Annotated in this window: 17 protein-coding genes; 13 read left to right on the top strand and 4 right to left on the bottom strand. The window is 61.0% G+C overall.

The window, feature by feature from the left end; all coding sequences use genetic code 11:
* Window positions 1–155 precede the first annotated feature (155 nt).
* The 10 genes from can (at window position 156) to MKZ40_RS08815 (ending at window position 13,647) form a co-directional block, all read left to right on the top strand.
* On the top strand, window positions 156–809 hold the full coding sequence (gene can / locus MKZ40_RS08770) for a carbonate dehydratase (RefSeq protein ID WP_175088775.1): 654 nt from the start codon (window positions 156–158) through the stop codon (window positions 807–809).
* A 976-nt stretch (window positions 810–1,785) separates the two neighbouring features.
* Entirely contained in the window at window positions 1,786–3,381 is a 1,596-nt protein-coding gene (locus tag MKZ40_RS08775) for an ABC transporter substrate-binding protein (RefSeq protein ID WP_217485809.1), read from the top strand.
* A 377-nt stretch (window positions 3,382–3,758) separates the two neighbouring features.
* Window positions 3,759–4,805 (top strand): ABC transporter permease, encoded by a 1,047-nt coding sequence (locus MKZ40_RS08780; protein ID WP_175088773.1) that lies wholly within the window; start codon window positions 3,759–3,761, stop codon window positions 4,803–4,805.
* The gene (locus MKZ40_RS08785; RefSeq protein WP_175088772.1) at window positions 4,802–5,785 is read left to right on the top strand and encodes an ABC transporter permease; all 984 of its coding nucleotides are present in this window, start codon (window positions 4,802–4,804) and stop codon (window positions 5,783–5,785) included. Before MKZ40_RS08780 ends, MKZ40_RS08785 begins: the two co-directional genes overlap by 4 nt.
* Window positions 5,786–5,805: 20 nt before the next feature.
* Window positions 5,806–6,858: an ABC transporter ATP-binding protein gene (locus MKZ40_RS08790; protein ID WP_175088771.1), complete on the top strand. Its 1,053-nt coding sequence runs from the start codon at window positions 5,806–5,808 to the stop codon at window positions 6,856–6,858.
* Complete coding sequence (locus MKZ40_RS08795) at window positions 6,855–7,937, top strand: oligopeptide/dipeptide ABC transporter ATP-binding protein (RefSeq protein ID WP_175088770.1); 1,083 nt, start codon at window positions 6,855–6,857, stop codon at window positions 7,935–7,937. Before MKZ40_RS08790 ends, MKZ40_RS08795 begins: the two co-directional genes overlap by 4 nt.
* Window positions 7,938–8,302: 365 nt before the next feature.
* Window positions 8,303–9,214, top strand: coding sequence for a LysR family transcriptional regulator (locus MKZ40_RS08800; protein WP_175088769.1), 912 nt, complete (start codon window positions 8,303–8,305; stop codon window positions 9,212–9,214).
* A 138-nt stretch (window positions 9,215–9,352) separates the two neighbouring features.
* Window positions 9,353–10,717: a Xaa-Pro dipeptidase gene (gene pepQ / locus MKZ40_RS08805; RefSeq protein WP_175088768.1), complete on the top strand. Its 1,365-nt coding sequence runs from the start codon at window positions 9,353–9,355 to the stop codon at window positions 10,715–10,717.
* Window positions 10,718–11,064: 347 nt separating this feature from the next.
* Window positions 11,065–12,123 carry a hydrolase gene (locus MKZ40_RS08810; protein ID WP_175088767.1) on the top strand — a complete coding sequence of 353 codons (1,059 nt, stop codon included), beginning with the start codon at window positions 11,065–11,067 and terminating at the stop codon, window positions 12,121–12,123.
* 354 nt (window positions 12,124–12,477) lie between these two features.
* Window positions 12,478–13,647, top strand: coding sequence for a dicarboxylate/amino acid:cation symporter (locus tag MKZ40_RS08815; RefSeq protein ID WP_175088766.1), 1,170 nt, complete (start codon window positions 12,478–12,480; stop codon window positions 13,645–13,647).
* A 166-nt stretch (window positions 13,648–13,813) separates the two neighbouring features.
* On the opposite strand, the gene msrA is transcribed toward MKZ40_RS08815, so the two are convergent.
* On the bottom strand, window positions 13,814–14,452 hold the full coding sequence (gene msrA / locus MKZ40_RS08820; protein ID WP_175088765.1) for a peptide-methionine (S)-S-oxide reductase MsrA: 639 nt from the start codon (window positions 14,450–14,452) through the stop codon (window positions 13,814–13,816).
* A gap of 49 nt (window positions 14,453–14,501) precedes the next feature.
* Here msrA and MKZ40_RS08825 point away from each other — a divergent pair, with 49 nt between their 5' ends.
* Entirely contained in the window at window positions 14,502–14,978 is a 477-nt protein-coding gene (locus MKZ40_RS08825; protein ID WP_175088764.1) for a YchJ family metal-binding protein, read from the top strand.
* Window positions 14,979–15,117: 139 nt separating this feature from the next.
* Here MKZ40_RS08825 and MKZ40_RS08830 read toward each other — a convergent pair whose 3' ends face one another.
* The 3 genes from MKZ40_RS08830 to MKZ40_RS08840 all read right to left on the bottom strand — a co-directional run bounded on the left by MKZ40_RS08830 (window position 15,118) and on the right by MKZ40_RS08840 (window position 22,796).
* Complete coding sequence (locus MKZ40_RS08830; protein WP_175088763.1) at window positions 15,118–19,266, bottom strand: translocation/assembly module TamB domain-containing protein; 4,149 nt, start codon at window positions 19,264–19,266, stop codon at window positions 15,118–15,120.
* A gap of 92 nt (window positions 19,267–19,358) precedes the next feature.
* A complete protein-coding gene (locus MKZ40_RS08835) occupies window positions 19,359–21,428 on the bottom strand; it encodes an autotransporter assembly complex family protein (RefSeq protein ID WP_175088762.1) in 2,070 nt (689 codons plus the stop codon).
* Window positions 21,429–21,611: 183 nt separating this feature from the next.
* Window positions 21,612–22,796, bottom strand: a complete 1,185-nt coding sequence (locus tag MKZ40_RS08840) for a hypothetical protein (protein ID WP_175088761.1) — start codon at window positions 22,794–22,796, stop codon at window positions 21,612–21,614.
* A gap of 654 nt (window positions 22,797–23,450) precedes the next feature.
* Between MKZ40_RS08840 and MKZ40_RS08845 the strand changes: the two genes are divergently transcribed.
* Both MKZ40_RS08845 and MKZ40_RS08850 read left to right on the top strand, forming a co-directional pair.
* Window positions 23,451–24,035, top strand: a complete 585-nt coding sequence (locus MKZ40_RS08845) for a Fe-Mn family superoxide dismutase (protein ID WP_043334256.1) — start codon at window positions 23,451–23,453, stop codon at window positions 24,033–24,035.
* Between the two features lie 449 nt (window positions 24,036–24,484).
* Window positions 24,485–25,612, top strand: coding sequence for an alcohol dehydrogenase family protein (locus MKZ40_RS08850; protein ID WP_217485808.1), 1,128 nt, complete (start codon window positions 24,485–24,487; stop codon window positions 25,610–25,612).
* Window positions 25,613–25,753: the final 141 nt, after the last annotated feature.

The following is a 25,753-nucleotide window of genomic DNA, read 5'->3' on the forward strand; positions in this document are numbered from 1 at the left end:
ACATCAGCGCTCTGACGCCTTGCCTGACGCTGCCGTCACTAGCTGTCTCGTGGGCCTGAGCCCAGAAGGTCTGAGCCCGAGAGGCATCACGGCCAACGCCTCTGTGTGAAAACTATCCCCTGCCCCCCGTCATTTGAAAAAGTGGTCTCCCTGCCATGAGCGATATCAAAAAGCTGCTTGAGCAAAACAAGGTCTGGGCTGAATCCATGACCGAGCGCGACCCTGAGTTCTTCAAGCGCCTCTCGGACCAGCAGAATCCTGACTTTCTGTGGATCGGCTGCTCGGATTCCCGCGTACCGGCCAACCAGATCATCGACCTGCCGCCCGGCGAAGTCTTCGTTCATCGCAATGTCGCCAACCTGATCCACTACAACGACATGAACGCGTTGTCGGTGATCCAGTACGCCGTCGATGTCCTGAAGGTCGAGCACATCATGATCGTCGGCCATTACGGTTGTGGTGGCGTGCGTGCCTCGATCACCGGCGGTGACAATGGCATGGTCGACTACTGGCTTCACACCCTGCGTGAGCTCTACAACCTGCACTATGACGAGCTCAAGGACTTGCCACTGGATGAGCAGGTCGACCGCATGTGCGAACTCAATGTCCGTTCTCAGGTGCAGAACCTGGCCAGAACCAAGATCCTGCAGCGTGCCTGGGAGCGCGGTCAGAAGCTGGAAGTGCACGGCTGGGTCTACGGCCTTTCCGATGGTCGAGTAAACAACCTCGATTGCACCATCAGCAATCTGTCACAGGTGCCGCAGCTGTATCGCGTGGACCGCATCGAGCCTTTGCCGCAGCAGGACTGAGCAGGCCAACCTGACCTGATCCAGCTGCCGATGCCGCAAGGTGCCGTTAGCATCGTCAGCAATGTCTCCAACGCGCCTCCCACTCGGGAGGCGCGTCGCGTTTCAGGCCTCCCTCTTGTCAAGACTGACCCTGAGTCGCCTTATCTCAAACGCTCCTTCCCTTGCCAGTGCTTGTCAGCGGCGACTGCCTTGGCGTCTATTGAATGGGATCAGGGCTAGCGATCGTCTGAGCTGGGAAGTCTTTCACGTGCTTTCAGCGCACAGTTTGTGAATTTTACAGCGCAGTATTGACCTCACAGACCTTTGTGGAGGGTCTCAGAGGCGCAACTTTGGTCGCAGAACGCCATGTGCACCAATCAAGTGCAGAGGCTGCACTCATTGAAAAATCACTGCGTACCCTGGCGGCTTTTCTGCTGCTGATGGCGTTTGTTTATTGCCAAGTGGCGTGAAGCCTGGTTGGCGGTATTCAGCGTAGACAGTGTCTCTCAACCAGGCGCTATCGGCTGACGGAACTGACACACATCACGGCCACACCATCTTCGAAAGACCTGCCAGACCTTGATTATCGTATCCTAAGCAAGTAGTTGATTCTATTGGAGTTTACTTGTCGTGAAGTCTTGCGGAATGAACGAGGCAGGCCAGTATCACGGTGGCTTTCCTTGCGCGTGGCAGCGCTGAATCGCCCCGTATAGCCCTGGCAGAAAGCGCGCGCAGCTCACGGCGTTATCGAGGTGAAAAATGGCTACGCCGTGTGACATCCGGGGTGTCGCTTCGTCAACCGCGCGCCCTGCACCAGCCTGGATGACGTTGCGTTGTCAGGAAAAGGCTATTCACCACCTGCATCCTGCTACTCAACATTTCGATTGTCCCGCGACCAAATGACTCCCTACTGTTAGAACGCATCTTTCGTGTCTGCTTCAACAGCCGCGCAGGATCGCCACAACAACAAACAAACTACACAAGCAAAGGGATGCTCATGACCCGTCAGAATGCCCTCCAGTCTTTCTTGCCCAAGAAGACCCTGTGTGCGCTGATCGGCAGCGCGACATTGGCCATGGCGGCTCCGGCAATGGCCGAAGACGTCACCCTGCGCATGGCCTACGACGCTGACCCCGTGACCCTCGATATCCACGAACAGCTCTCCGGCGGCACCCTGCAGCTGTCGCACATGGTCTACGACCCGCTGATTCGCTGGAACAAGGATCTCGGCTTCGATGGCCGCCTGGCCAAGAGCTGGGAGCGTGTCGATGACAACACCATGCGCTTCCACCTGCGCGAAGGCGTCAAGTTCCACTCCGGCAATGACTTCTCCGCCAAGGATGTGGTCTGGACCATCGAACGCCTCAAGAAGAGTGCCGACTTCAAGGCCATCTTCGCGCCGTTCACCGACGTCAAGGCAGTTGATGACTACACCGTGGATCTGGTGACCGACAAGCCGTTCCCACTGGTGCTGAATGCCGCCACCTACATCTTCCCGATGGACAGTGAGTTCTATTCCGGTGAGACCGAAGACGGCAAGGCCAAGGATGAGATCGCCAAGGCGGCCAACACTTTCGCCTCACGCAACGAGTCCGGCACTGGCCCCTACAAGGTCGCGGACCGTCAGCAGGGCGTGAAGATCAGTTTCGAGCGCTTCGAGGATTACTGGGATACCGAATCGTCGGGTAACGTCGATGACATCGTGCTGACGCCGATCAAGGAAAACGCCACGCGTGTCGCGGCGCTGCTTTCCGGCGACATGGACTTCATCGCGCCGGTACCGCCGACCGACCTGGAACGCATTCGCAAGCAGGACGGCGTGCACCTGGTCGAGATGGGCGGCACCCGCATCATCACCTTCCAGATGAACCAGGAGCGTGTCGAAGCCTTCAAGGACAAGCGCGTCCGTCAGGCCGTCAATTACGCCATCAATCAGGAAGGCATCGCCCAGAAGCTGATGAAAGGCTTCGCGACCCCCGCCGCCCAGATGTCACCGGATGGCTATCAGGGCCACAACCCCGAGCTGACGCCGCGCTATGACGTGGCCAAGGCCAAGGAGCTGATGAAGGAAGCCGGCTACGAGGATGGCTTCGAGATCAGCATGATGGCGCCCAACAATCGCTATGTGAACGATGCCAAGATCGCCCAGGCCGTCGCCTCGATGCTGGCCAAGATCAACATCACGGTGGACCTGAAGACCCTGCCCAAGGCCCAGTACTGGCCGGAATATGATGCGCGTGCTGCCGACATGATGATGATCGGTTGGCACTCGGATACCGAAGACAGTGCCAACTTCTTCGAATTCCTGACCTTCTGCCCGGATGCCGACAGCGGTGTCGGTCAGTACAACTCCGGCAACTACTGCAACCCGGACGTCGACAAGATGGTCACCGAGGCCAACCTGGAGACCGACACCGAGAAGCGCGCCAAGATGCTGCAGGCCGCCGAGAAAGCCGTCTACGACGATGCTGGTTTCGTGCCGCTGCACTGGCAGAACCTGGCCTGGGGCGCGCGTGATGGCGTCAACATCGAGCCGGTCCTCAACGTGATGAACTTCCCGTATCTGGGGGATCTGGTCATCGACCAGGAGTGATCCCGCCGCGTGAGTGAGGGACAGGCAAGATGGATGGGGTGTGGAAGGCGGCTGTGAAGGACTGATTCCGTGCTCTCAGCTCATCCACTCCCCATCGATTCCTCACTCACCCCTCGCGTCAGGCAAGGCAGGCAGCCAGAGACAGTCAACCAGTGAAACACTGACATCGAGTTCTCTGGTTGCCCTTCAGGCCTGAACGCGACGACTTACCCCCGCCTGTTGTTTTCCTCACTATCGCCTATCGGTGATGGGTTGGGGAGCCTGTGCCCGATGACAGGCCAGCGACGGGCGGGATACCTGACACCCAGCGTGATCGGTCAGCATGGCCAGGGCCGACACGCGCGAGACCGTGATGTTCACGAGGAAGGTGGCGATCCATGATTGCCTTTCTGATCAAACGCCTGATGCACGCCGTACTGGTCATGTTCGTGATCAGCATCATCAGCTTCGCCATCCAGGACAACCTGGGTGATCCGCTGCGCGAGATGACCGGCCAGGCCGTGTCGGAAGCCCAGCGTGAAGTCATGCGCGATGAAATGGGCCTCAACGACCCCTTCATCACCCAATATCTGCGTTTTGCCGGCAATGCCCTGCAAGGGGACCTCGGCACCTCGTATTTCTACAAGCAGCCGGCGACCGAGGTGATTCTCAAGCACCTACCCGCCACGCTGGAACTGGTGATGGCCTCGAGCCTGATCATCATCCTGCTGTCTGCCCCCATCGGGGTGTTCGCAGCGATCCGACCACGAAACTGGCTGTCCCGCCTGTTCATGGGCACCTCGATCATCGGTATCTCGGTGCCGGTCTTCCTGACCGCCATCGTGTTGATCCAGCTGTTCGCGATCGGCGTAACGGTGGACTGGTTCCCCAGCGACACCACCTGGGGCAGTGTCCTGAACGGCATGCTGTCCACCGATGGCGGCATGCCCTCCTACGGACGTGGTGAGCTGGTACACGTCGCGGGCACCTGGTCGAGCGGCTTCTTCACCGCCGATGGCCTCTGGCACCTGGTGCTGCCGGCCATCTCGCTGGCCTCGATCATGCTGCCGCTGTTCATCCGCCTGATTCGTGCCGAGATGATGGAAGTGCTGCAGTCGGACTACATCAAGTTCGCGCGCGCCAAGGGCATCGGTCTCAAGCGTATCTACTTCCTGCACGCACTGAAGAACACCATGTTGCCGGTGATCACCGTCGGCGGCGTGCAGATCGGCACCATGGTGGCCTACACCATCCTGACCGAGACCGTCTTCCAGTGGCCGGGCATGGGCCTGATGTTCCTCGAGGCCATCACCCGCTCCGACATCCCGCTGATCGTGGCCTATCTGATGATGGTCGGCGTGATCTTCGTGATTACCAATACCCTCGTCGATCTGATCTACGGACTGGTCAACCCCACCGTCAAGCTTGCGGGGAAACCGGCATGAGCCAATCCAATACCCAATCGAGCAACGCGCCCGTCACCCCGAAGACCAGTTCCATCGTGGTCCCCGGCCGTTGGCAGCGTTTCCGCGAGTCCTATCTGGTCTACAGCTTCAAGCGTGACTGGATGGCTCAGGCCTGTCTGTTAGTGTTCATCGCCATGGTGATCGGGGCCTTCCTCGCGCCGTGGATCGCTCCGGCTGATCCCTATGACCTGGCCAGTATCGACATCATGAACTCGGAGCTGCCGCCGGCGTGGATGGCGGGCGGTGATCCGGCCTTCCTGCTGGGCACCGATGCCCAGGGGCGAGATCTGCTCTCCACCATTCTCTACGGCACGCGCGTGTCGCTGTTGATCGGCTTCGGCGCGGTCATCCTGCAGGCGCTGCTCGGCGTGACCTTCGGGCTGCTGGCGGGCTATCTGGGCGGGCGTATCGATGCCTTCCTGATGCGCATGGCCGATATCCAGCTATCGTTCTCGACCCTGATGGTGGCCATCGTGGTGGGCGCCATCATCAAGGCGACCTTCGGTGGCGCCGCCTTCTCGGACTACGCGCTGATCCTGTTGATCCTGATCATCGGGCTGGCGGAATGGCCGCAGTATGCGCGTACCGTCCGCGCCTCGGTGCTGGCGGAGAAAAACAAGGAATACGTCGATGCCGCGCGGGTGATGGGCTTCCGCTCTCGTCGCATCATGTTCCGTCACATCCTGCCCAACACCCTGTCGCCCATCTTCGTCATCTCCACCGTGCAGATCGCCAACGCGATCATCTCGGAGGCGGCGCTGTCCTTCCTCGGTCTCGGCATGCCGGAGACCCAGCCGTCGCTGGGGTCACTGATCAAATCCGGCTTCGACTACCTGCAGTCAGGCAGCTGGTGGATCACGCTGATCCCCGGTGGTGTGCTGATCGTGCTGGTCCTGGTCATCAACCTGCTGGGCGACTGGCTGCGTGATGTCATGAACCCGCGTCTCTACAAGGGCTGAAGCCGAGAGGAGTCAAGACAATGGCACTACTTGAAGTCAACAACCTCGACGTCCGCTTCGCTATGCGAGGCGGTGAGGTGCGCGCCCTCCGCGACGTCAGTTTCACCCTGGAACGCGGTGAGCGGCTGGGGATCGTCGGTGAGTCGGGGGCCGGCAAGTCGGTCGCGGCCTTCACCATCCTGAATCTGATCGCCAAGCCCGGCTACATCGCCGGCGGCGAAATCAAGTTCGATGGTGAAGTGCTCAACACCCTCAAGCCCAAGGCGATACAGTCGATTCGCGGCAACCGCATCTCGATGATCTTCCAGGACCCGATGATGACGCTCAACCCGGTGTTGACCATCGGCGAGCAGATGATCGAGTGTCTGAAGGCGCATCGTCGCATCTCCCGCAAGGATGCGCGCGCCATCGCCCTGCACAAGCTCAATCAGGTCTTCATTCCCTCACCGGAGAAGCGCCTGGATCAGTACCCCCATGAGCTGTCCGGCGGCATGCGACAGCGCATTATCATCGCCATCGCGCTGTTGCTGGACCCGGACATCATCGTCGCCGATGAACCGACCACCGCACTGGATGTGACCATCCAGGCCGAGATCATGGAGCTGTTGCTGCTGCTGTGCGAGAAGCACAACGTCGGGCTGATACTGATCACCCACGATCTGGGCGTGGTCAGCCAGGTCACCCAGCGCACCCTGGTGATGTATGCCGGGCGCGTCATCGAACAGGGGCCGACCCGCGAAATCATCAATGATGCTCAGCATCCCTACACCCAGGGGCTGATCAACGCCCTGCCCCAGATGGCCACCCCGGGCAGCCGTCTGAACCAGATTCGTGGCTCGATGCCGACCCTGACCAAGATTCCGGCCGGCTGCGCCTTCAATCCGCGCTGTGACTTTGCGGCGAATATCTGCCTCGAGAAGGTGCCGGCCTTTGCCAACTCCGGCAACTGCAAGGTGGCCTGCCATATGGTCGATGCCATGGTGGCCGGCGAGCGCTGGACCCCGATCATCTCAGATGCCAACGGCAATGGCACCACACCCACTGACAGCCACCGCACGGAGGTGAACGCATGAGCGCGGCAATTCTGAAGGACGCTCAGTCCTCCTCCCAGGCTTCCACCACCCGTGTGGATAGCGCCGAGCTTGGCGAAACCCTGGTGGAAATCCGTGATCTCGAGAAGCGCTTCTCGTTGTCCGGTGACTTTCTCGAGCAGCTGACCTTCGAGAAGGGACGCCTGCGTCGCAAGCAGGAATATGTGCACGCCATCAATGGCGTCACGCTGGATGTCAAGCGTGGTGAGGCACTGTGCGTGGTCGGGGAATCCGGCTGTGGCAAGTCGACGGTCGCACGTACCGTGATGGGGCTTCTCAAGCCCAGCGGTGGAGAGATACGTTTTGACGGTACCCGCATCGATGACATGGCCCCGCGGGACCTGCTGCCCTACCGTCGTCGTATGCAGATGATCTTCCAGAATCCCTATGCGTCGCTGAATCCGCGTATGACCATCCAGCAGACCCTGGAGGAGCCGCTGCGCTTCCATCAGCCGACGCTCAAGGATGGCGAGGTGCGCGACAAGATCGAGGAGGTGATGCGCTCGGTGGGCATCGACCCGGACTGGGGCAAGCGCTTCGCCCACGAATTCTCCGGCGGCCAGCGCCAACGTATCTCCATTGCCCGGGCGCTCGCGGTGGACCCGGAATTCATCGTCGCCGATGAGCCGATCTCAGCGCTGGACGTGTCGATCCAGGCCCAGGTGCTCAACCTGATGATGGAGGCGCAGGAGCAACGCAACCTGACGTATCTGTTCATCACTCATGATCTGGCCGTGGTCGAGCACTTCGGCACCCGCGTTGCGGTGATGTATCTGGGCACGCTGTGCGAGCTGGCGGACACCCGTTCACTGTTCGCCCGCCCGCGTCACCCCTACACCCAGGCATTGATGTCGGCGATTCCGCGGCTACACGATGACAAACCCAATCACATTCGCCTCGAGGGTGAGGTGCCGACGCCGGTCAATCTGCCTTCGGGTTGCGTCTTCCATGGCCGTTGTCCGCATGCCAATCAGCGCTGCCGCACCGAGATTCCGCGCCTGATCGCCACGGACACCGGTCAGGTCGCCTGCCACGCCGTGGAAGAAGGCCGCATCGACTGATGTGATGGCAGTGATGAAAGTGATGGCGGCGATGTGATGGCGGCGATGTGATGGGCGCCATCGATCATTGCGTTTCCGGCCTCAAGCAAGGAAAGACCGCGCAAGGTCGCCATTGTCATCGGCAACCTTGCGTCTTGCCCTCATTGACGATTGCATCTCGCGTTTTGTGTGGGCAAGATTTCGCACATCCGCTACTGACCAACAGGTCAATTGGCACCATTGCCCACGATGATAGAAGAAGATTCAGCGTGGCACCGGGCCCCGATGACGCATCCCCAAGATACTCTGGTGTGACATGTCCGAAGAGATGTGCACCCGACCTCCTGACATGGCCTGTTCCCAGGCCGACGAGGCACTCCGATTACATGGAAATTCGCTGGCTCGAAGATTTCATCGTTCTGGCTCAGACCCGACATTTCTCGCGGGCAGCCGATGCACAGAATGTCTCTCAGCCCACCTTTTCCCGCCGCATCAAGTTGCTGGAAGAGGAGATGGGCACCACCTTGATCAATCGTCAGACCCTGCCGCTGTCGCTCACTCCCGCCGGAGACGAATTTCTCCAGCTATGCGAGCAGATCACCGAGCGCGTTCGCATCACACGCGAACGCCTGCAGGACATGGCACAGCAGCAAGCCAGCAAGATATCGCTGGGGGCGCCGCAGTCTCTGGTGTCACACTTCCTGCCCGATTGGCTCGACCAGCTTCAGCTGCGTGAACAGGTGCTGCCCTATCTGCGTGCCACCGGCTGGCTGGCGGCCGACTATTTCCACGGGCTGGATCGCGGCGAATGTGACCTGGCGCTGTGCTATTGGCCCCAGGCACGGGTAGACTTGGGTTTTGAGCTGGACAGTTACCAATACCTGGTGGTCGGCGAGGAAACCTTCATCCCGCTGTGCGCGCCCGGCGCGGATGGCAATCCGCGTCATCAGTTGCCGGGCACGCGGCGCAATCCGCTGCCGTTCATCAGCCCGCACCCGCGTGCCGTCGTCGCCACCTCGCTGATGGCGCATCTCGCTCAGGTCCCGATTCAGGCACATCTGGTCACCATGAATGAGAATATCCAGGCGGCCAACATCAAGGCTCTGGTGTTGCAGGGCTATGGCATCGGCTGGTTGCCGCAACGGCTGGCCGCAGAGGAAATCGCCAGCGGCAAGCTGGTACGTGCCGGTGACCCACGCTGGGATCTGAGCCTGCATATCCGCCTGTATCGCCCGCGCGTGCCGCGCCACGACAGTGTCAGTGAACTCTGGCACCAGCTGGAAGCCCATTTCTCGTGAGCCATCCGGGCAGGAGGGTCGACGGCGCCGGCTCAGCGGCACTCTTATCTCTCCTTCATCCCCTCATTCTCCACCACAACACGCCATTGACGCTCACTTCTCCATGTCAGGTGTGACGACCGTTTGCAAGGAAACATGATGTCTGACAGCCAGCTCAACGACCCGACCATCACCCACGCCGCGGCACACCGCGCCCATCTGGCGGTGCTGCAAACAGGCTACGAAGTTGCCATGCAGCAGCACGATCTGGACGCCATCGTGCTGCACAGTGGCAAGCCGAAGCGGCATTTCGCCGATGATCAGGATGCCAGCTTCAAGTCGCATGCCCATTTTCTGCATTGGGTGCCGATGGCGGGTCTCAGCGATAGCTGGCTGGTGATTCGTCCGGGCGAGCGTCCGACGCTTTACCTCTATGCCCCCGATGATTTCTGGCATCTGTCACCCAGCCTGCCGACGCCAGACACTGCGCCATGGGCCGAGCAGTTCGAGATCGTCCATCTGCGCAAGCCGACACTGCCACAGCGTCCCGAGGGCCGCGTGGCGCTGCTGGGCGAGATCGCCGAGCTCAACCCGCAGGTGGTCAGCGAACTTGAGGCACTGCCCAACCCGGTCGGCCTGGTGCGCCAGCTCGACGAGGGGCGCGTCTGCAAGAGCGAATTCGAGATCGCCTGTCTGCAAGAAGCCAGCTTGCGCGCCGCGCGTGGCCATCTGGCTGCCCGACGTACCTTCATGGAAGGCGGTGCGGAGCTCGATATCCAGTTGGCCTATCTTGGCGCGTCTCGCCAACGCGAATCGGATGTGCCTTACGGCAATATCGTGGGTCTCAATGCGCATGCCGCGGTTCTGCATTACCAGCATTATGGTTTGCAGGCTCCCGCCGCCCGTCACAGCCTGCTGGTGGATGCCGGCGCCAGCGTGCACGGCTATGCCTCTGACATCACGCGCAGCTGGGCGGGCGACGATGCCTTGCCGCTCTATCGCGCCCTGATCGAGGGTGTGGAGGCGCTGCAGAAGCGGCTGATCGCAAGGCTCGCGCCCGGGGTGGACTACGTTGATCTGCACCTCGAGATGCATCGCGAGCTGGGTGAGCTGCTGCGGGAACTGGGCGTGGTGTCCCTGCCCGCCGAAGATCAGGTTGCACAAGGGATCACGGCAGCCTTCTGTCCGCATGGTCTCGGGCACCTCCTGGGGCTGCAGGTCCATGACGTGGCGGGTCGCATTCCTGATCACACCACCGGCGACATCCGTCATCCGCCGCAAGGTCACCCGATGCTGCGCCTGACGCGTATGCTAGAGGCCGGCATGGCCATCACCATTGAACCGGGTTGCTACATCATCCCCATGTTGCTGGAGCCGCTGCGCAACGATGCACGCGGTGAGCATATCGACTGGAAGCTGGTCGAGGCGCTGGCACTGCATGGCGGTGTGCGTATCGAGGACAATCTGGTCATCACCGCAGACGGTGCCCTCAATCTGACACGCAGCCCGGCGACAGGTCTGTAATCAGGCCTGTCACAACACTGTCTGGGTCTCTCGCTGTAACGCTTGTCGTCACACGTCTGCCTCACGCCGCCATGGGCCCTGTGCCGATGGCGGCTTTTTTGTCGCATGACCCAAGGCTGAGTATTCGAGCGCCAGGCCCAGAATGTGATCCAGGGCGAGCTAGCGCCCTTGGCGTCGATGCGTATGCTGCACTGCGACTAGCGATTGGCGTCGTCAAGTGAAATGATGCCAACGATATCCGTGTAGAAATTCCTGTCAGATCTTGCTGCAGGCCACCGCCATCAAGGGCATGCCCATCACCCGATCACCAACGTCATCGCCCTGGCCTGCCACTGGAGCTACCTCACATGCCGCACTCCATCTTCACGTCAGAGTTTCGCCCTGCCCTTGGCCTGCGCAATCGCCATGTCCAGACCTTGTTGCCCCGCCTTCTGCCCCGCGCGCCCCTGAGTCGTCGCACCGAGATTCTCAATCTTCCCGATGGTGACTTCGTCGAGCTCGCCTGGGTCATCAGTGACGGTCATGAAAAGCGTGAGCGTACGACGGCCCTGAGTGACGATGCGCCCCTGTTCGTGCTATTTCATGGCCTTGAGGGTGACTTGAGCTCGCCCTACGCCCGTGAGCTGCTCAATGCAGCCGCCCGGATGGGCTGGCGACCGGTGATGATGCATTTCCGTGGCTGTGGGCAATCCCCCAACCGCCTGCCGCGCGCCTATCACAGCGGGGATACCGCTGACGCCTATTGGGTGCTCGGCGAACTCGGGCGACGCTATCCGCACGCCATCAAGGTCGCCTGTGGCGTATCGCTGGGCGCCAACATGCTGCTCAAGCTGGTGGCTGAGCAAGGCGGTGATGGTCTGGACCTGGCTGGCGCGATCGCCATCAGCGCCCCACTGGACCTGGCGGCCAGCGCGGATGTGCTCAATCAGGGCTTCTCGCGCCTTTACCAGCGCCATCTGCTCAAGGGCTTGAAGGCCAAGGTGGCAGCGAAGCTTGCCAATGGCCCACTACCCATCTCGATCGGAGCGCATCAGCTGACCCAGCTCAACAGTTTCTGGGCCTATGACAACGAAGTCACCGCGCCTCTGCATGGCTTCACCTCGGCGAGTGATTATTACACGCGCTCCTCGGCGGGTCGTCTGCTGAGCGAGATCGAACTGCCGACGCTGATACTGCAATCGCTGGATGACCCCTTCATGCCACGCGATCTGTTCGCACGCTTCCACCAACCCTCCGAGGCCGTGCGTATCGAGCTCAGTGAGCGCGGTGGGCATGTGGGCTTTGTCGAGTGGCGTCGTGGTCGACTGAGCTCCTGGCTGGCTCGCCGTATCAGTCAGCAACTGGAGGCCTGGAGCGGGCTGCCCAAGCCGCAAGCACAGGCCGAGGTGCAGAGCGAAGCGCACTGAGCTATCTGTACTGAGCTACCTGCATTGAACCAGCTGCATCGAACTGGTGAGGTTGACCGCTACTCAGGCACCAATACGCATTCCCCTCCCTGGTTGTCTTGTCCTTGGGGTATTTCTTGCCTCTCTTTGCTCCTTCCACCCTTGCTCGCCTTCCCACCCTCAGATCCGGTGGGAAGTCCTGAGTCCACTTTGACTACTATCGTATGCCTTGTTGGGATAGCTGAATTTAGTGCACTGAAAATGATAACGGTATACAGGATGATGATGTGAAGGGTGACACGGATCACTGTCACGATTCAGTGAGAATGGTAGACTGCGCGCCCATCCTACGTTCAAGACTCTACTGGCCTGATAATGAACCTGATTTTTCGCCTGGTGCTCGGCATCGTGGCTGGCATACTGCTGGGACAATGGGCTCCCGAATCCCTGGTTCGCGCCTTGCTGACCTTCAAGGTGCTGTTTGGTGAACTGCTGGAATATGCCATTCCGCTGATCATCCTGTTCTTCATCATGAGCGGGATCGCACGCCTCGAGCGCTCCTCGGGCCGTCTGCTGACCATGACCATCGTGCTGGCCTATGCCTCGACGACGCTGGCAGGGCTGTTGGCAGGTATCGTCGGGCTGGAGGTCGTGCCGCATATCGTGCAACATGACCAGCTGCCGGTCAGTCATGCCGTCAAGCACTTGAGCCCCTACTTCACGCTGGATATTCCACCACTGACCGATATCAGCACCGCGCTGGTGACGGCCTTCCTGTTCGGTATCGGCATTTCCGCCACCGAGCATGACGGCATGCGTCAGCTGGCCGACGGTGGACGTGACATCGTCGAGCGCTTCATCGCCAAGGCGTTGATTCCTGCCCTGCCGTTCTATATCGCCGGCCTGTTCTGCGAAATGACGATCGCGGGCACGGTCGCCAATACCCTCAAGAGCTTCGGCATGATCCTGCTGCTGGCGCTGGCCTTGCATTGGCTGTGGCTGAGCTTGCTCTACGTCACCAGCGGCACCAGCACCGGTCGCTCGCCCATGAAGGCGCTGGGCCACATGCTGCCCGCCTACTTCACCGCCGCCGGTACCATGTCTTCCGCGGCCACGATTCCGGTTACCGTGCGCCAGATGCACCTCAATCATATCTCCCCATCCGTGGCGAGCTTTGCGGTGCCGTTGCTGGCCACCATCCACATGTGCGGCAGTGCTATCACGTTGACCGTGTGCGCCATTGGCGTGATGCTGGTCACTCCCTCACTGGCAACGCCCGAGCTCACCACCCTGCTGCCGTTCATCGCCGCGCTGGGGGTGACCATCATTGCCGCGCCCGGCTCGCCCGGCGGGGCCGCGGTGACCTCGGTGGGCGTATTGCAGAGCCTGCTCGGCTTCGATGCCGCCGCCGTCGGCCTGATGATGGCGCTCTATCTGGCACAGGACAGCTTTGGTACGGCGTGCAATGTCACCGGCGATGGCGCCCTGGTACAGTGGATCGATCGCTTTGCAGAAGCCGAGCAGGACCGACAGCGCTACCGCTGACACTGTGCATCGCAGCGCCTGACCGAAGGCTGCTCCAGACAGAAAAAAGCCTCATGGCGACCGTGAACTTCGCGGCTACCATGAGGCTTTCGTGTTTCTCAGCGACACTCTCAGCACAGTCTCAAGGCAGCCATGTCCTGCCTGTCATGACGTCAGTGCCAGGCTGTCAGCCGATGGGACAGCTGATTCCCGTGCCTTTCAGACCGCAGTAGCCGCCTGGATTCTTGGCTAGATACTGCTGGTGATATTCCTCGGCGTAGTAGAACTCGCGCAGCGGTGCGACCTCTGTGGTGATGCGGCCGAGACCGGACTGATCCAGCGCCTGCTGGTAGTCGGCCATGCTCTTCTCGACGATGGCGCGCTGGTCTTCGCGGGTGTAATAGATCGCGCTGCGGTACTGGTTGCCGATGTCATTGCCCTGACGCATGCCCTGTGTCGGGTCATGGGCCTCGAAGCTGGCCCGCAGGATCTCAGGCAGGCCGATCACCGTCGGGTCGAAGATCACACGCACGACCTCGGTGTGGCCTGTCTTGCCGGTGCAGGTCTCTTCATAGGTTGGATTCGGTGTATGGCCACCGGCATAACCGACCGCCGTCACCTTGACGCCCGGCAGCTGCCAGAAGAGGCGCTCGGCTCCCCAGAAGCAGCCCAGTCCCAGCACGATCTCCTCACACTCACTGTCGAAGGGCGGTACAATCGAGCGGCCATTGACGTGATGAACGCCGCTGATGCGTACCGCTTCACTGCGCCCTGGCAAGCTGTCCTGCGCTGAAGGAATGGTCTGCTTATCTTCCGTTATCCACATGGCGGACTCTCTCCTGTGTCGCGTCGTGCAATCGTGTATAGGTTCAATGATGTCATCTCTGCCCCCCAAAATCTGCCCCTGCCAGCCCAATAGTACTGAGGCGCGACGCTACGTCGATTGCTGTCAGCCGATTCATGCTGACATCACCCTCGCCGAACGCCCCGAGCAATTGATGCGTGCCCGCTACAGTGCCTTCTGCCTGTCGCTCAGCGATTTCCTGATCGACAGCTGGGACCCGGCCCATTGCCCGGCACGCGCCGATCTCGAAGGTGCTGGCCCGCACTGGCTGGCATTGGAGATTCTGGATAGCGGACAAGACGCCGATACCGGCATGGTACGCTTTCATGCCACCTTCTTCGAACAGGGAAAGTTTCAACAATTGCAGGAACTTAGCCGCTTTCATCACGATGGCCATCACTGGCGTTATGTCGACGGTGATGCCGAGTGGCAGACACTGACACCGGGGCGCAACAGCCTGTGTCCCTGTGGCAGCGGCAAGAAGATCAAGCGTTGCTGTACTGCGTGACCGTCAGCGTCGGGCGCTGTCGGTCACGATCTCTAGAGCACCTTCTGAAACGAGTTCTCCGCCCCCACCATAACGAGACAGCCCCCACCGAACCTGTCGATGGGGGGCTGAATCTGCGGCAATCAATTGGCCTGACGTGTCATCTGTCCTTGCCGACTCTGGGCGCCAGCTCGCTGCGACCCAGCGAGAAGCTGTAGAGCAGATCCACGGCCTGCGCCGTGCCTGACACCGCTTCGGCATACAGATTGCGGAACAGCTTGTAGCGCAGCGTCAGCTCCGCGATCGGCGAGAACAGCCCGACACCGTAACTGAGCTTCAGGTCCGGGGCGATATAGCCGCTGACCACCACCTGGCTGTCATCGCCGCTGCCGGAGCTATCCAGACTCAGGTCGCGCACGCCGAAGGTCTCCCCGATCTGGCCGACCACCTGCCCACTTTGCGCCAGCGACATGCCGATCAAGGCGGATGTGACCGCACTATCACTGCTGGTGTCGCTGTCCAGACCTTCACCGCGCAGCAGATAACTCAGTGCCGAGGATTCATCCATCGACGGGTCCGAGAAGATCTCGACGCTGGGCGACGAGGCAAGTCCGGTCACACGCACCCCTGCGGTCACGTCGTCCTCTGTGTTGTCAGGATCACGGATCGCCTCGATATTCAGACGCGGGCTCGAGGGCGGTCCGGCCAGCAAGACCTGCCCCTTGCTGATCTGCAGGTCCTGCCCGAAGCTCTTGTAGGTGCCGTCGACCAGATTGACCTCACCGAAGACCTGCACGCCACCCTTGGACTGACGCACATCAAGATCACCTCTGAGCTTGGTCTTGAGCCCCATTGCCTCCAGACGCGCATCCGGCCCGATATGGATGCCGATGCGCACGTCCAGCGCCATGCCTGCCTCGTTGAGCGCCTTGGCGGTATCGCTGCCATCGGCCAGTTCGGCCGGATTGGAGGTGTCCTGATCACTGGGGCGCTCGATGATGACAGTGTCACTGGAAGGTGACACGGCAGACGGCGGCACCTGATCCACTTCGATGCGTGTCCACGGCACCTTGACGTCACCCCGCAGCTTGAGAAGCGTGGGGCTGGCATTGATCGCAAGGTCCGGCGCGACGCGCATACGCCCGATTCCGGCGATATGCAGTTCGAGCGGATTCTTCGCGCCGTCAAGGTTCAATGACGCCGTCCAGTCCTCAAGCGTCGGCCACGCCGCCTCGCCATCGATGCCCCAGCGCGCATCATTGCCCACCAGATAGCCATCGATATCGGCACTGTTGCCATCGAAGTCGACGGTGAACTGGGCATCCGACAGCGACACCGGCAGCCCGTCGCCCTGCACCTTGACGCCGGTCAGCGCAATTGGCCCGGTCAACGACGGCAGGTTCAGGTTGCCGCCGACCTCGACGTCACCCGCCAGCTTGCCTTCCAGCTGAGTCATGCCTGCCACCAGCGGACGGTACGGCGAGAGGTCGATGTCGCGGATGGCCAACGAGCCATCCAGCTGACCTGCGCCTGCCGGGTCGAGGACCGACACGGTGAGACCGATGCCGCCGGCGCTGTCGAGGCGAATCTGGGTATCGAGATCGGCCTTGTCGGGCGTGGCCTCAAGCGCCAGTTGCAGGGTGGTCTCGGGCAATGACCAGGCATTGCCGTCGGCGTCTTCGCCGGCCAGCGTCAATTTGCCCGCCAGCTCGGCATCAGCATTCCAGCGTTGGCCACCCTGCTTCCAGCTTGCCGTGATCTTGCCGCCCGTGGCACCGCCGATGGACCAGCTCTCCGGCATGGCGCTCTGGGCCATGTCCAGCGGAATCCCCTCGAGAGTCACCACGGCCTGACCGTCATTGCCCGCGCTCAATGGCTCGGCGACACAGATCTGGCCGCCCTGTTCACGACTCAGGCAGAACGGCTGCACCAGCACGCTGCCCTTGGCGAGATTGGCATCGAAGCTCGCCGGCGTGTCGAAGTTGAAGTCCCCGAAATCGGTATTCGCCGTCAGCGGAGACAGCGCACCGCGGTAATGCTCACGCGCCTTGTCGAGCCCACCCTTGAGGGTCAGCCCCAGACGAGAAAGCGGCATCTCACCGGCCATCTCGGTATCGAACTGCAGGGTGTGATCGCTCAGGAAGCCTCCCAGCGTCAGCGCGACGGTCGCGATCTGCTGTCCGCCAGCTCTCACATCATCGGCATTCAGAGCGATATCCAGTGCCGGGTCATCGATTCCTCGCTTGCGAGCATCGACCTCGGCCGACAGCGCCATGTCGGAGATACGGTTCTCCCCGATCTGCAGGCGTCGTGCGGTGAAGTTGCTGGCCAGCTGAGGCTTGTCGAGAGTGCCCGAGGCATCGATCTTGCCCTTGAGCTCACCCGCGATATCCGGCATCAGGGTCGAGAGCGCCGGGAAATCGATGTTGGCCGCCAGGGTGATGGTCTTGGCAATCTTGCCATTGGCGCTCAGCCGGTTCTGCCCCTGGCGCAGCTCAAGCGCGTCGACGTTCCACTGCATGTCGGCATTGCCTGCAAGCTTGCCGGTCAGCGTGAGCGGACGCTCGAGCAAGGTGCCATGGATATCCAGCTTGCTGACATCGATGGCCCACGGGCCTTGCTGAGGCTGATTGAAGCTGGCCACGAGATTGCCGCTAAGCTCACCACGCACGGCTTTCTGTCCGCCCCCGGTCGGGGCTGGCAGCAAGTCTTCGGGATGCAGCTTGTCGAGAGCCAGCTCGGCGGCGACCTCGATCCCTTCCTGCCAATGAATCTCGCCACGGGTGGTCGCGGTGCCACGCTTGAGCGCGATCTGGAGCGGCTGCCAGCGGTAATGCTCGAGATCGCCGTCGCCAGCCAATGACAAGGTGGCCCGCGGAATGTCACGCCCCTCGATAATGGCGTCCAGTGTGGTCGTATACCCCGACAATGAGCCCTTGGCGACCAGCGCCAGATTCTCGACGCTATAGTCAGGCGTGAAGGAGGTAGCGCCAGCGGAGGCAGTCTTGTTCTTTCCAGCGTTGGCTTGCGTCGCTGTCTGAGCGCCTTTCTGCGCATCCGCGGAGGTGTCATCAGAGACAGCAGCAAAGGGCCAGGTGATCCGCTCGGAGCTCAGGCGTGCCTCGAAGGGCAGATCACTGTCCAGTACATCCGCGCTGGCCACAAGCTCAGCGGCCAGAGGACCGTCGGCCTTGAGGGAAGCCTCAAGATCCGCCAGCGAGCCTTCCAGAGACAGACGCAGCTTTTCATTACGCACGGGGTCGATCAGGGTCTCGGCATTGAGCGTGGCGCTCAGGGGATACTCGTCCTTCAAGGTGACTTGCGCAACGAGATCGGCGTTCACATCACGCGAGTCGACCTCGAGACGTGAGAGCGTGATGTCATGCCCTTCCGTCTTGAGCGCCAGCGACAGGCGGCTGACCTCATACGGGCTTGGCCCCTCGAGCGCAAAGTCTTCAATGGCAAGATCGGGAACCTCGATGGTCAGCGGAACATAGACTTCCGGCAAGGCGATGCGCCCGGCCTGTGTTGTCTGATCCGTGGTTTCAGCTGCAGTCTTGCCAGACACTTCTGCAGCCTCATCCGTGATGGCCTTGGCGGCGCTCTCGGCTTGAGACGCCACGTCCTGAGCGTTGATCACTGCACTCGCCGCTTGCTGAGCCTCAGACGTAATGCTCACACCCTCGAGACTGACGGAATCTGACGCCGTTTGAGCCGCGGCGGCATCGGCCGGAATGAAACGACTGGTGATCAGGCGTGTCTCGCCCAGCGTCAGCGTACTCACTGACAGCGTGGCCGAGGTATGGAAATGATCGAAGGTGACGCGACTGCCATCCGCCAGCGCCAGGGCGAAGTCATCAATGGCGACCTTGTGCACCTCGATGGGAATCGGCACCACGATGGGCACGTTGAGACTCTCACTGCTCTCCGCTTCCGGTTCAGTGCTGGCTCCACTATCGCTCAGGGTGATCGCGAGACCACTGGACTCCAGCGACTCGAGACACAGCTTGCCCTTGAGCAGGCAGTCCTCGCCCCAAGCCAACGACAGAGAGTCGGCATTGACGGTCAGCCCCGGCAGGTCCAGCGAGACGTCCTTGAGTGACAGCGCTTCCAGCGGTGAGCCGGAGGCCTGGGAGTAATCGATGAAGCCACGTGAGCGCGCCTGATCGAGCACCAGCCCGGTGCCCCACGGAGACAGCACGCCCCCGACCAGCAGCATCGTCAGCCCGATCAGGAACACGAGCAGCCATATCAGCAACCGGATGACCAGGCCGCCCCGACGTACATAGGGATTAGACAATTCCAACATCTCCATATCTTTTTTATCAGCTCACCCGCTCAGCTGATGGTCCTTTGCTGGCGCTTGATCCGCACGACACTCGCTCAAGAGATGCGAGCCGCTCAGAATTCCGGCCCGATCGAGAAGTGAATACGGTAATCGTTGTCATCGTCATCGAAGGGATGGGCGATATCGAGACGAATCGGCCCTACCGGCGAGATCCAGCGAATCCCCATGCCGGCCGCTGTCTTGAGCTCGAGTGCGTCCCAGCCATTGAAGGCGTTACCGGCGTCGTAGAAGGTCGCACCCCACCAGTCGCCGGTCAGGCGGTAATCGTATTCCAGGCTGCTGGTGAGCAATGAGCTACCGCCTTCCAGATCGCCGTCATCATCTTCCGGCGCGAGTGTCTCGTAGGAATAGCCACGCACACTGTTGTCACCCCCGGTGAAGAAGCGCATCGAAGGTGGCATGTCATCAAAGTTGTCGGTATCGACGTGCCCGACGCCCATGCGCGCCACGAAACGATGGTTGTCGCCGATGGAGCGTATCCAGTTGGTGTTGAACTGGGAGCGCAGGAAGGTCACGTCCGAGCCCCACATCTGATCGCCGTACTCAAAGGTCAGCTGTTGGCGGTCGCCCCACATCGGGAAGGTCTTGGGACGTGTGCGGGTACGGTTCCAGCTCACGCCGGGATACAGCAGCAGCACGGCCCCGGATTCGTCCGCCTGGGTGTAGTCCTCATAGGTGGAACCGAAGAACACGCGCTGGGTCCAGCCATTGTCGAACTTCCACTCGCGGGTGAAGCGCGCGGTGGTCTCGAGACTCTCGGTATCTTCATCGTCGGTGTTCGACATCCCGTACTCGAGAACATAGCTATCCTTGAGCGGGTCTTCGAGCGGCATGCGGTATTCGCCCTCGAAGGTCTGTTCCGGCGAGGACAGGAACAGGCTGTTGGTCAGGCTATGGCCATAGCGATTGACCCACGGCATCTCCCAGCTGAACTGCAGCCGTGGCCCGACATCCGTCGCGTAGCCGATACCGGTCTCGAACTTGTGGCGATCGGCGGGAATCAGGCTGATGTCCACCGGAATGACGGGGCCGTTGGCCGTCTTGACCGCAGCCTCCAGGGCATCGGCAGTCAACATCGGTGTGGCGTCATCTGCTAGCTGAGTGCCCGTTACTTGAGAGTCCGCCACCGAAGACGCCTGCCCGGCAGACGACTTGCCTGCGGCCTTTGCGGACGAGGCCGTCGAGTCCGAGCTGGCGTCAGCTCCCCCTGTATCAACTCCCTGGACATCGGCAAGCCAGGAGCCCTCATAGCCCTTGGCCTCGGCATAGGAGGTATGGCCTTCGCCCGTCTCGATCTCGCTGTCGGGGCTGGTGGTCGCCAGGTTGGCATCGGAACTCAGCTGCGGCTTGATCGCGGCCGAGCGGAACCAGCCAGCCTCACTCAGCCGCTGGTTGAACTGGGTTAACTTGCCGGCTTCGTAATAATCACCCGTCTCGAACGGCTGCATGGCCTTGACGCGATCCAGCTCTATCTGACTGTTGCGGTAGGTGATATCGCCGAAGCGGTAGCGCTGACTGCTCTGCATGACCAGATAGATGCGTGCAGAGTGCAACCAGGGGCGTATCTCGATGCGTTGCTGGGAGAAGGAGGTGTCGAAATAGCCGCGTTCGAGGCTGAGCGACGTCAGAGTCGACTTGAGGCTGTCATAGCGTGAGTGACGCAGCACATCGCCTTCCTCGAGGTCGGCGTCGGCCAGCACCTTCTTCATGACCTTGTCGCGCGCAGCGTCGCCCTCGAGTCGCAGCTCCAGCGTCTCGATGGTGACCGGCTCACCGGCATCCACCGTCACGACCACATCATCGCCGCCCAGCAGCCCCTTCTCGGGATAGCTGAGCGTGATCTGGGCATCGTAGTAACCGAAGGCCTGCAGCGCTTCCTGAGTGCGCCGGATGATCTCATCCTCATAGCGCTCGGCCGGCGCATCGCCCTCAAGCGTCATCCCGGCCAGGAAGTTGACCACGTTAGTGGCCGTCGCGCCCTTGACGCCCTTGACGGCGGCATCGATCGCAAGCGCCTGCTGCGCGAAGCACAATCCGCCACACACGATCAGCGGCGTCAGATAGCGATGCGGCAAAACGCGCGTCCCGGTCGCTCGAGCAGACTCTTTGTTGTCGCCACTCATGATTCGTCCTTTGTTGAGTGCTGGTGGAAAGCACTGTCCATCGTTCCCATTCATCATGTCGTGCGGCGCTCGGTCATCACGGGGCGTGTCACATGGCCTACCTGGATGGCGGGCCACGCCATATCGTCGGGTCTTGTGTCGCGGATACTCAGGTAACGCCACCCATGTCTCTGCTACGCCGGCTCAGCGACGTTCCAGTCGACTGACGCGCTGTTCCAGCTCAGATACCTGGCCCAGCAGCGACGCGACACGGCCACTCAGCTGACGGCGGCTGGCGTCCAGCGAGCGCAACTGCTCTCGCGTGTCCTCTGACGCCCTCTGAGAACTGGCTTCCAGGCCGGCACTGAGCGCTGTCTGCTGACGGCGCAGCTCACCCAGCTGGGAGTCCAGTGAGCGTTGCGCGCTCTCAAGCGCTGTCAATTCGTCAAGCGGCGCGAAGCGGCCCGTGAGCTTGCTGGCCAGTTCATCGCCATCAGCGGTGGCCACCGGCTCCGGCAGTGCCTTCAGCGTCTCGTCCAGTTGCTGCTGGGATTGCTGTAAGTCACGCGTCTGGGTCTGTTGCGTGGCTAGGTCCGTCTTGAGTGCCGTGAGGCGTGTCTCGAGCGAGGCCAATTGCTCGGCGCTGTCGCTCTCAATATCGCTCTGCAAGGTCTCGATGCGGGAAGTCAGCGTGTCCAGAGTGCTGGAGGTCTTGTCCACCAGCGGCTCGAGGTGCTCAAGCGTGGCCGACTGGGCATCCAGACGCGCGCCCAGCGCTGCACGGCCATCACGGCTGAGGGATTCCAACGCCGCCATCGAGCCTTGCAGCGCCGTGATCAGGGTCGCTTGATTATCACCTGTCTGGGCAAGCGTCGTGACGCGACCATCCAGGCGATCAAGCGCCTCGTCCATGGCGGTCAGACGCGCTTGAGCGTCATCCGCGTCCTTCGCCACCTTGTCTTCCAGCGTCTCGAGGCGCGCGACGGCCTCACTCGACAGGGACGCCTTGTCCTCCTGCAGAGTGGTCAGCGCCGGCAGGACAGTGTCATTCAACTGGCTGTCCAGGGCGCTGAGTTGCTCACCCAGTGCATCACGCAGTTCGCTCAGGCGCTCATCGCCCTGCTGCTCAAGCTGGGCCACGGAATGTTCGAGCTGGCTGACTCGCGCGCCGAGCTGATCGCGTTGATCGCCCCCGAGGGTCTGCAGGTTATGCAGCTGCCACTGTTGCCAGCCCACCACGCCCCCCAGGACAAGGAGGCAAAGCCACGTCGGCCAGCGTCTGGGCGCGGGGGGACGAGTGTGATGCACGCCAAGCGCATCGTTGGGACGCGCGACCAGCGCATCGTCCGGTGAGTCATTGAGAGACGGTTCAGCGTTGTGCGGCCGCATTCTGGCTCCAGGTCCGGCAAACGATCAGCAGCGAAAGGTTCAGTGCAGCATCTTCAGGGCGACGCAAGACGACCGGAAGTGCGCTTTTTCGCATTACTGTATAAAAATACAGTAATGCAGGTTCTGCAAAAGATAAGTCACGATTCACGTACAGGAAATCGAGTCTAACAGCTGACCTCGGTCATCTCATCAGGTTCCCGCCACGGCGCGTCATCGAGGGCAGAATGGCAGGAATATGGCAAAAGCCTGGCAATGCACGCGAGCCCTGCAAGACGCTTGAGAGGATCCCGCGGTCAGTGCCCACCAGCGTTGGCCTGTTGGTGTCTGGGTGCTATAGTGCCAGACACTGCGATACGCGCAGCCTCTGTCTTCGTAGCTATCTGGATTCACAAGGTTTTTCACGCTGATTGCACATTTCATGCGCGTAGCCACGGCATGAAGGATGCACGGCGAGTCATGCACTTTCGCCCTTGCCCGCTGCCTGAGCGGGTGGCCAGTTTCAGGGCCGGGAGTGATGCTGGTCGCGGAGCTTGAGTCTGTGCTTGTCTGACCTTCTCCCATCACGCGATGGCAGGTCAGGCATTGAAATACTCAGCCCCAAGCCCCACGAAGGCAGAGTACGACCCAATTGGTGAGGAAAAGGAGCTGATCCCCATGGCATTTGAACTTCCAGCACTGCCGTACGAAAAGAACGCACTCGAGCCGACCATCTCTGCCGAGACCCTTGAGTACCATTACGGCAAGCATCACCAAGCCTACGTCACCAAGCTGAACAGCATGGTCGAAGGCACTGCTGACGCGGAAAAATCTCTCGAAGAGATCATCCAGAGCGCCCAGGGTGGTCTGTTCAACCAGGCAGCTCAGGTGTGGAACCACACCTTCTACTGGCACTGCCTGTCCCCGAATGGTGGTGGCGAGCCGTCCGGCCCGCTGGCAGACGCCATCGTGGCCAAGTGGGGCTCCGTTGCTGACTTCAAGGAAGCCTTCAACACTTCCGCCGCTGGCAACTTCGGTTCCGGTTGGACCTGGCTGGTCAAGAACGCCCAGGGCGAGCTGGAAATCGTCAACACTGACGACGCTGACACCCCGATCGCCAAGTCTGGTCAGACTCCGCTACTGACCGTCGACGTCTGGGAGCACGCCTACTACGTCGACTACCGCAATGCGCGTCCGAAGTACCTGGAAAGCATCTGGAACATCATCAACTGGGAATTCGCTGCACAGAACTTCGCAGCCTGAGCTTTTCCAGATTGAGTTTGGCTAGACCGAGCTTAGCTAGCCTCAGGAAGCCGAGTCGTTTACCGCTCGGAACTCCAGCTGAGCTAGGGCATTTAACGTCACCCTGATATGACGCATGGATGCCCTGCTCTGAAAACCCCGCCACCTGGCGGGGTTTTTTCGTTCAAGACAACGTCACCCAGCCACGAGCCTGCTACACGCAAGGCTTGGCTACGCTGTATGCACCATCAGGAGAAGAACCTCGTCTGTCGACTTGCAAATGACGGCGGTGCCCCAATCTAATGACTGATAAGTAGAACGTATGCTCTACCTCGTTGTGTACCCTTGATCGCTCACAGGGATTCGACGACAAGAGACTCGATGACATTGTTGGCACACTGTTGGCACACACTGCTTGAAATGCATTCTTTGACCGCACGAAATACATACTTTGAAAAAAGGGAATACTGATGCCCACTGACACCTCGACCTCCTCTCTGCCCGACTCCATGCTGGCGATCGTGACCACCGGCCATGGGGGCTATGAATGCCTCGAGACGCAGCAGCGCTCGGTGCCGACACCCGGTGAAGGCGAGGTGCTGATCAAGGTGCTGGCGGCTGGCATGAACAACACCGAGATCAATACGCGTCTGGGCTGGTATTCCTCCACGATCACTACCGCGACCCAGCAGGCCAGCAGCGTGCATGATAACGGGGATGCAGAGGCGACGACTGACAAACCGGCGCCGCCGGAAGGTGGCTGGAAGGGAGAGACGCCCTTCCCCCTGATACAGGGCACGGATTGCTGTGGCGAGGTGGTGGCGTTGGGCCCGAATGCGGATGCCAGCCTGCTGGGCAAGCGCGTGCTGGTACGCTCCTGCATGCGCAGCGAGGGCTGGGACTCACTGGAAAATGAATGGATGGGCTCCGACTTCGACGGCGCCTTCGCGCAATTCGTCAGCGTGCGCGCCAGTGAAGTGTTCGCGGTGGACTGTGACTGGAGTGATGTCGAGCTTGGCTCGCTGCCCTGCGCATACGGCACGGCGGAAAACATGCTCGAACAGGCAGAGCTCAAGGCGGGCGAGCGTGTGCTGATTCTGGGCGCCTCGGGCGGAGTCGGTTCCGCCGCGTTGCAGCTGGCCAAGCGCCGCGGCGCAATGGTGTATGCCGTAGCGGGCGCCGCCAAGCATGAGGCCCTTGCCGAACTAGGCGCCGACAGACTACTGGACCGCAAGGCCGACCTGCTCGAGCTGCTGGGCCACGAAAGCGTCGATCTGGTGGTCGACAATGTCGCGGGCGACAACTTTCCGGTCATGATGAAGTTGCTTGCACGCGGCGGCCGTCTGGTGACCACCGGCGCCATCGCCGGCCCGATGGTGACGCTGGATCTGCGCGACCTGTACCTCAAGAACCTGCGCCTGCTCGGCACCACTGCCTGGTGTGAAGCCACCTTCCCCAATCTGATCCGCTATGTGGAGCAAGGTGAGATTCGCCCGCTGATCGCGGCCAGCTTCCCATTGACCGAGATTGTTACTGCGCAACAACAGTTTCTGAGCAAGGGTCACGTGGGCAAGTTCGTGCTCGAGCCCTGGGCCTGAAGTCAGCCTGGCGGTCATCATGAAAAGCCTGGCGGCCTAGATTTTAAACCTGAGCCCCACGACAAAAAGCCCTCATCCGGAACCGGATGAGGGCTTTTGCATACCGAGTACGCAAGGGTCAGCCTGAAGGTGCGTCAGTCT

The organism is Cobetia sp. BMC6 (assembly GCF_029991385.1).
Classification (GTDB): domain Bacteria; phylum Pseudomonadota; class Gammaproteobacteria; order Pseudomonadales; family Halomonadaceae; genus Cobetia.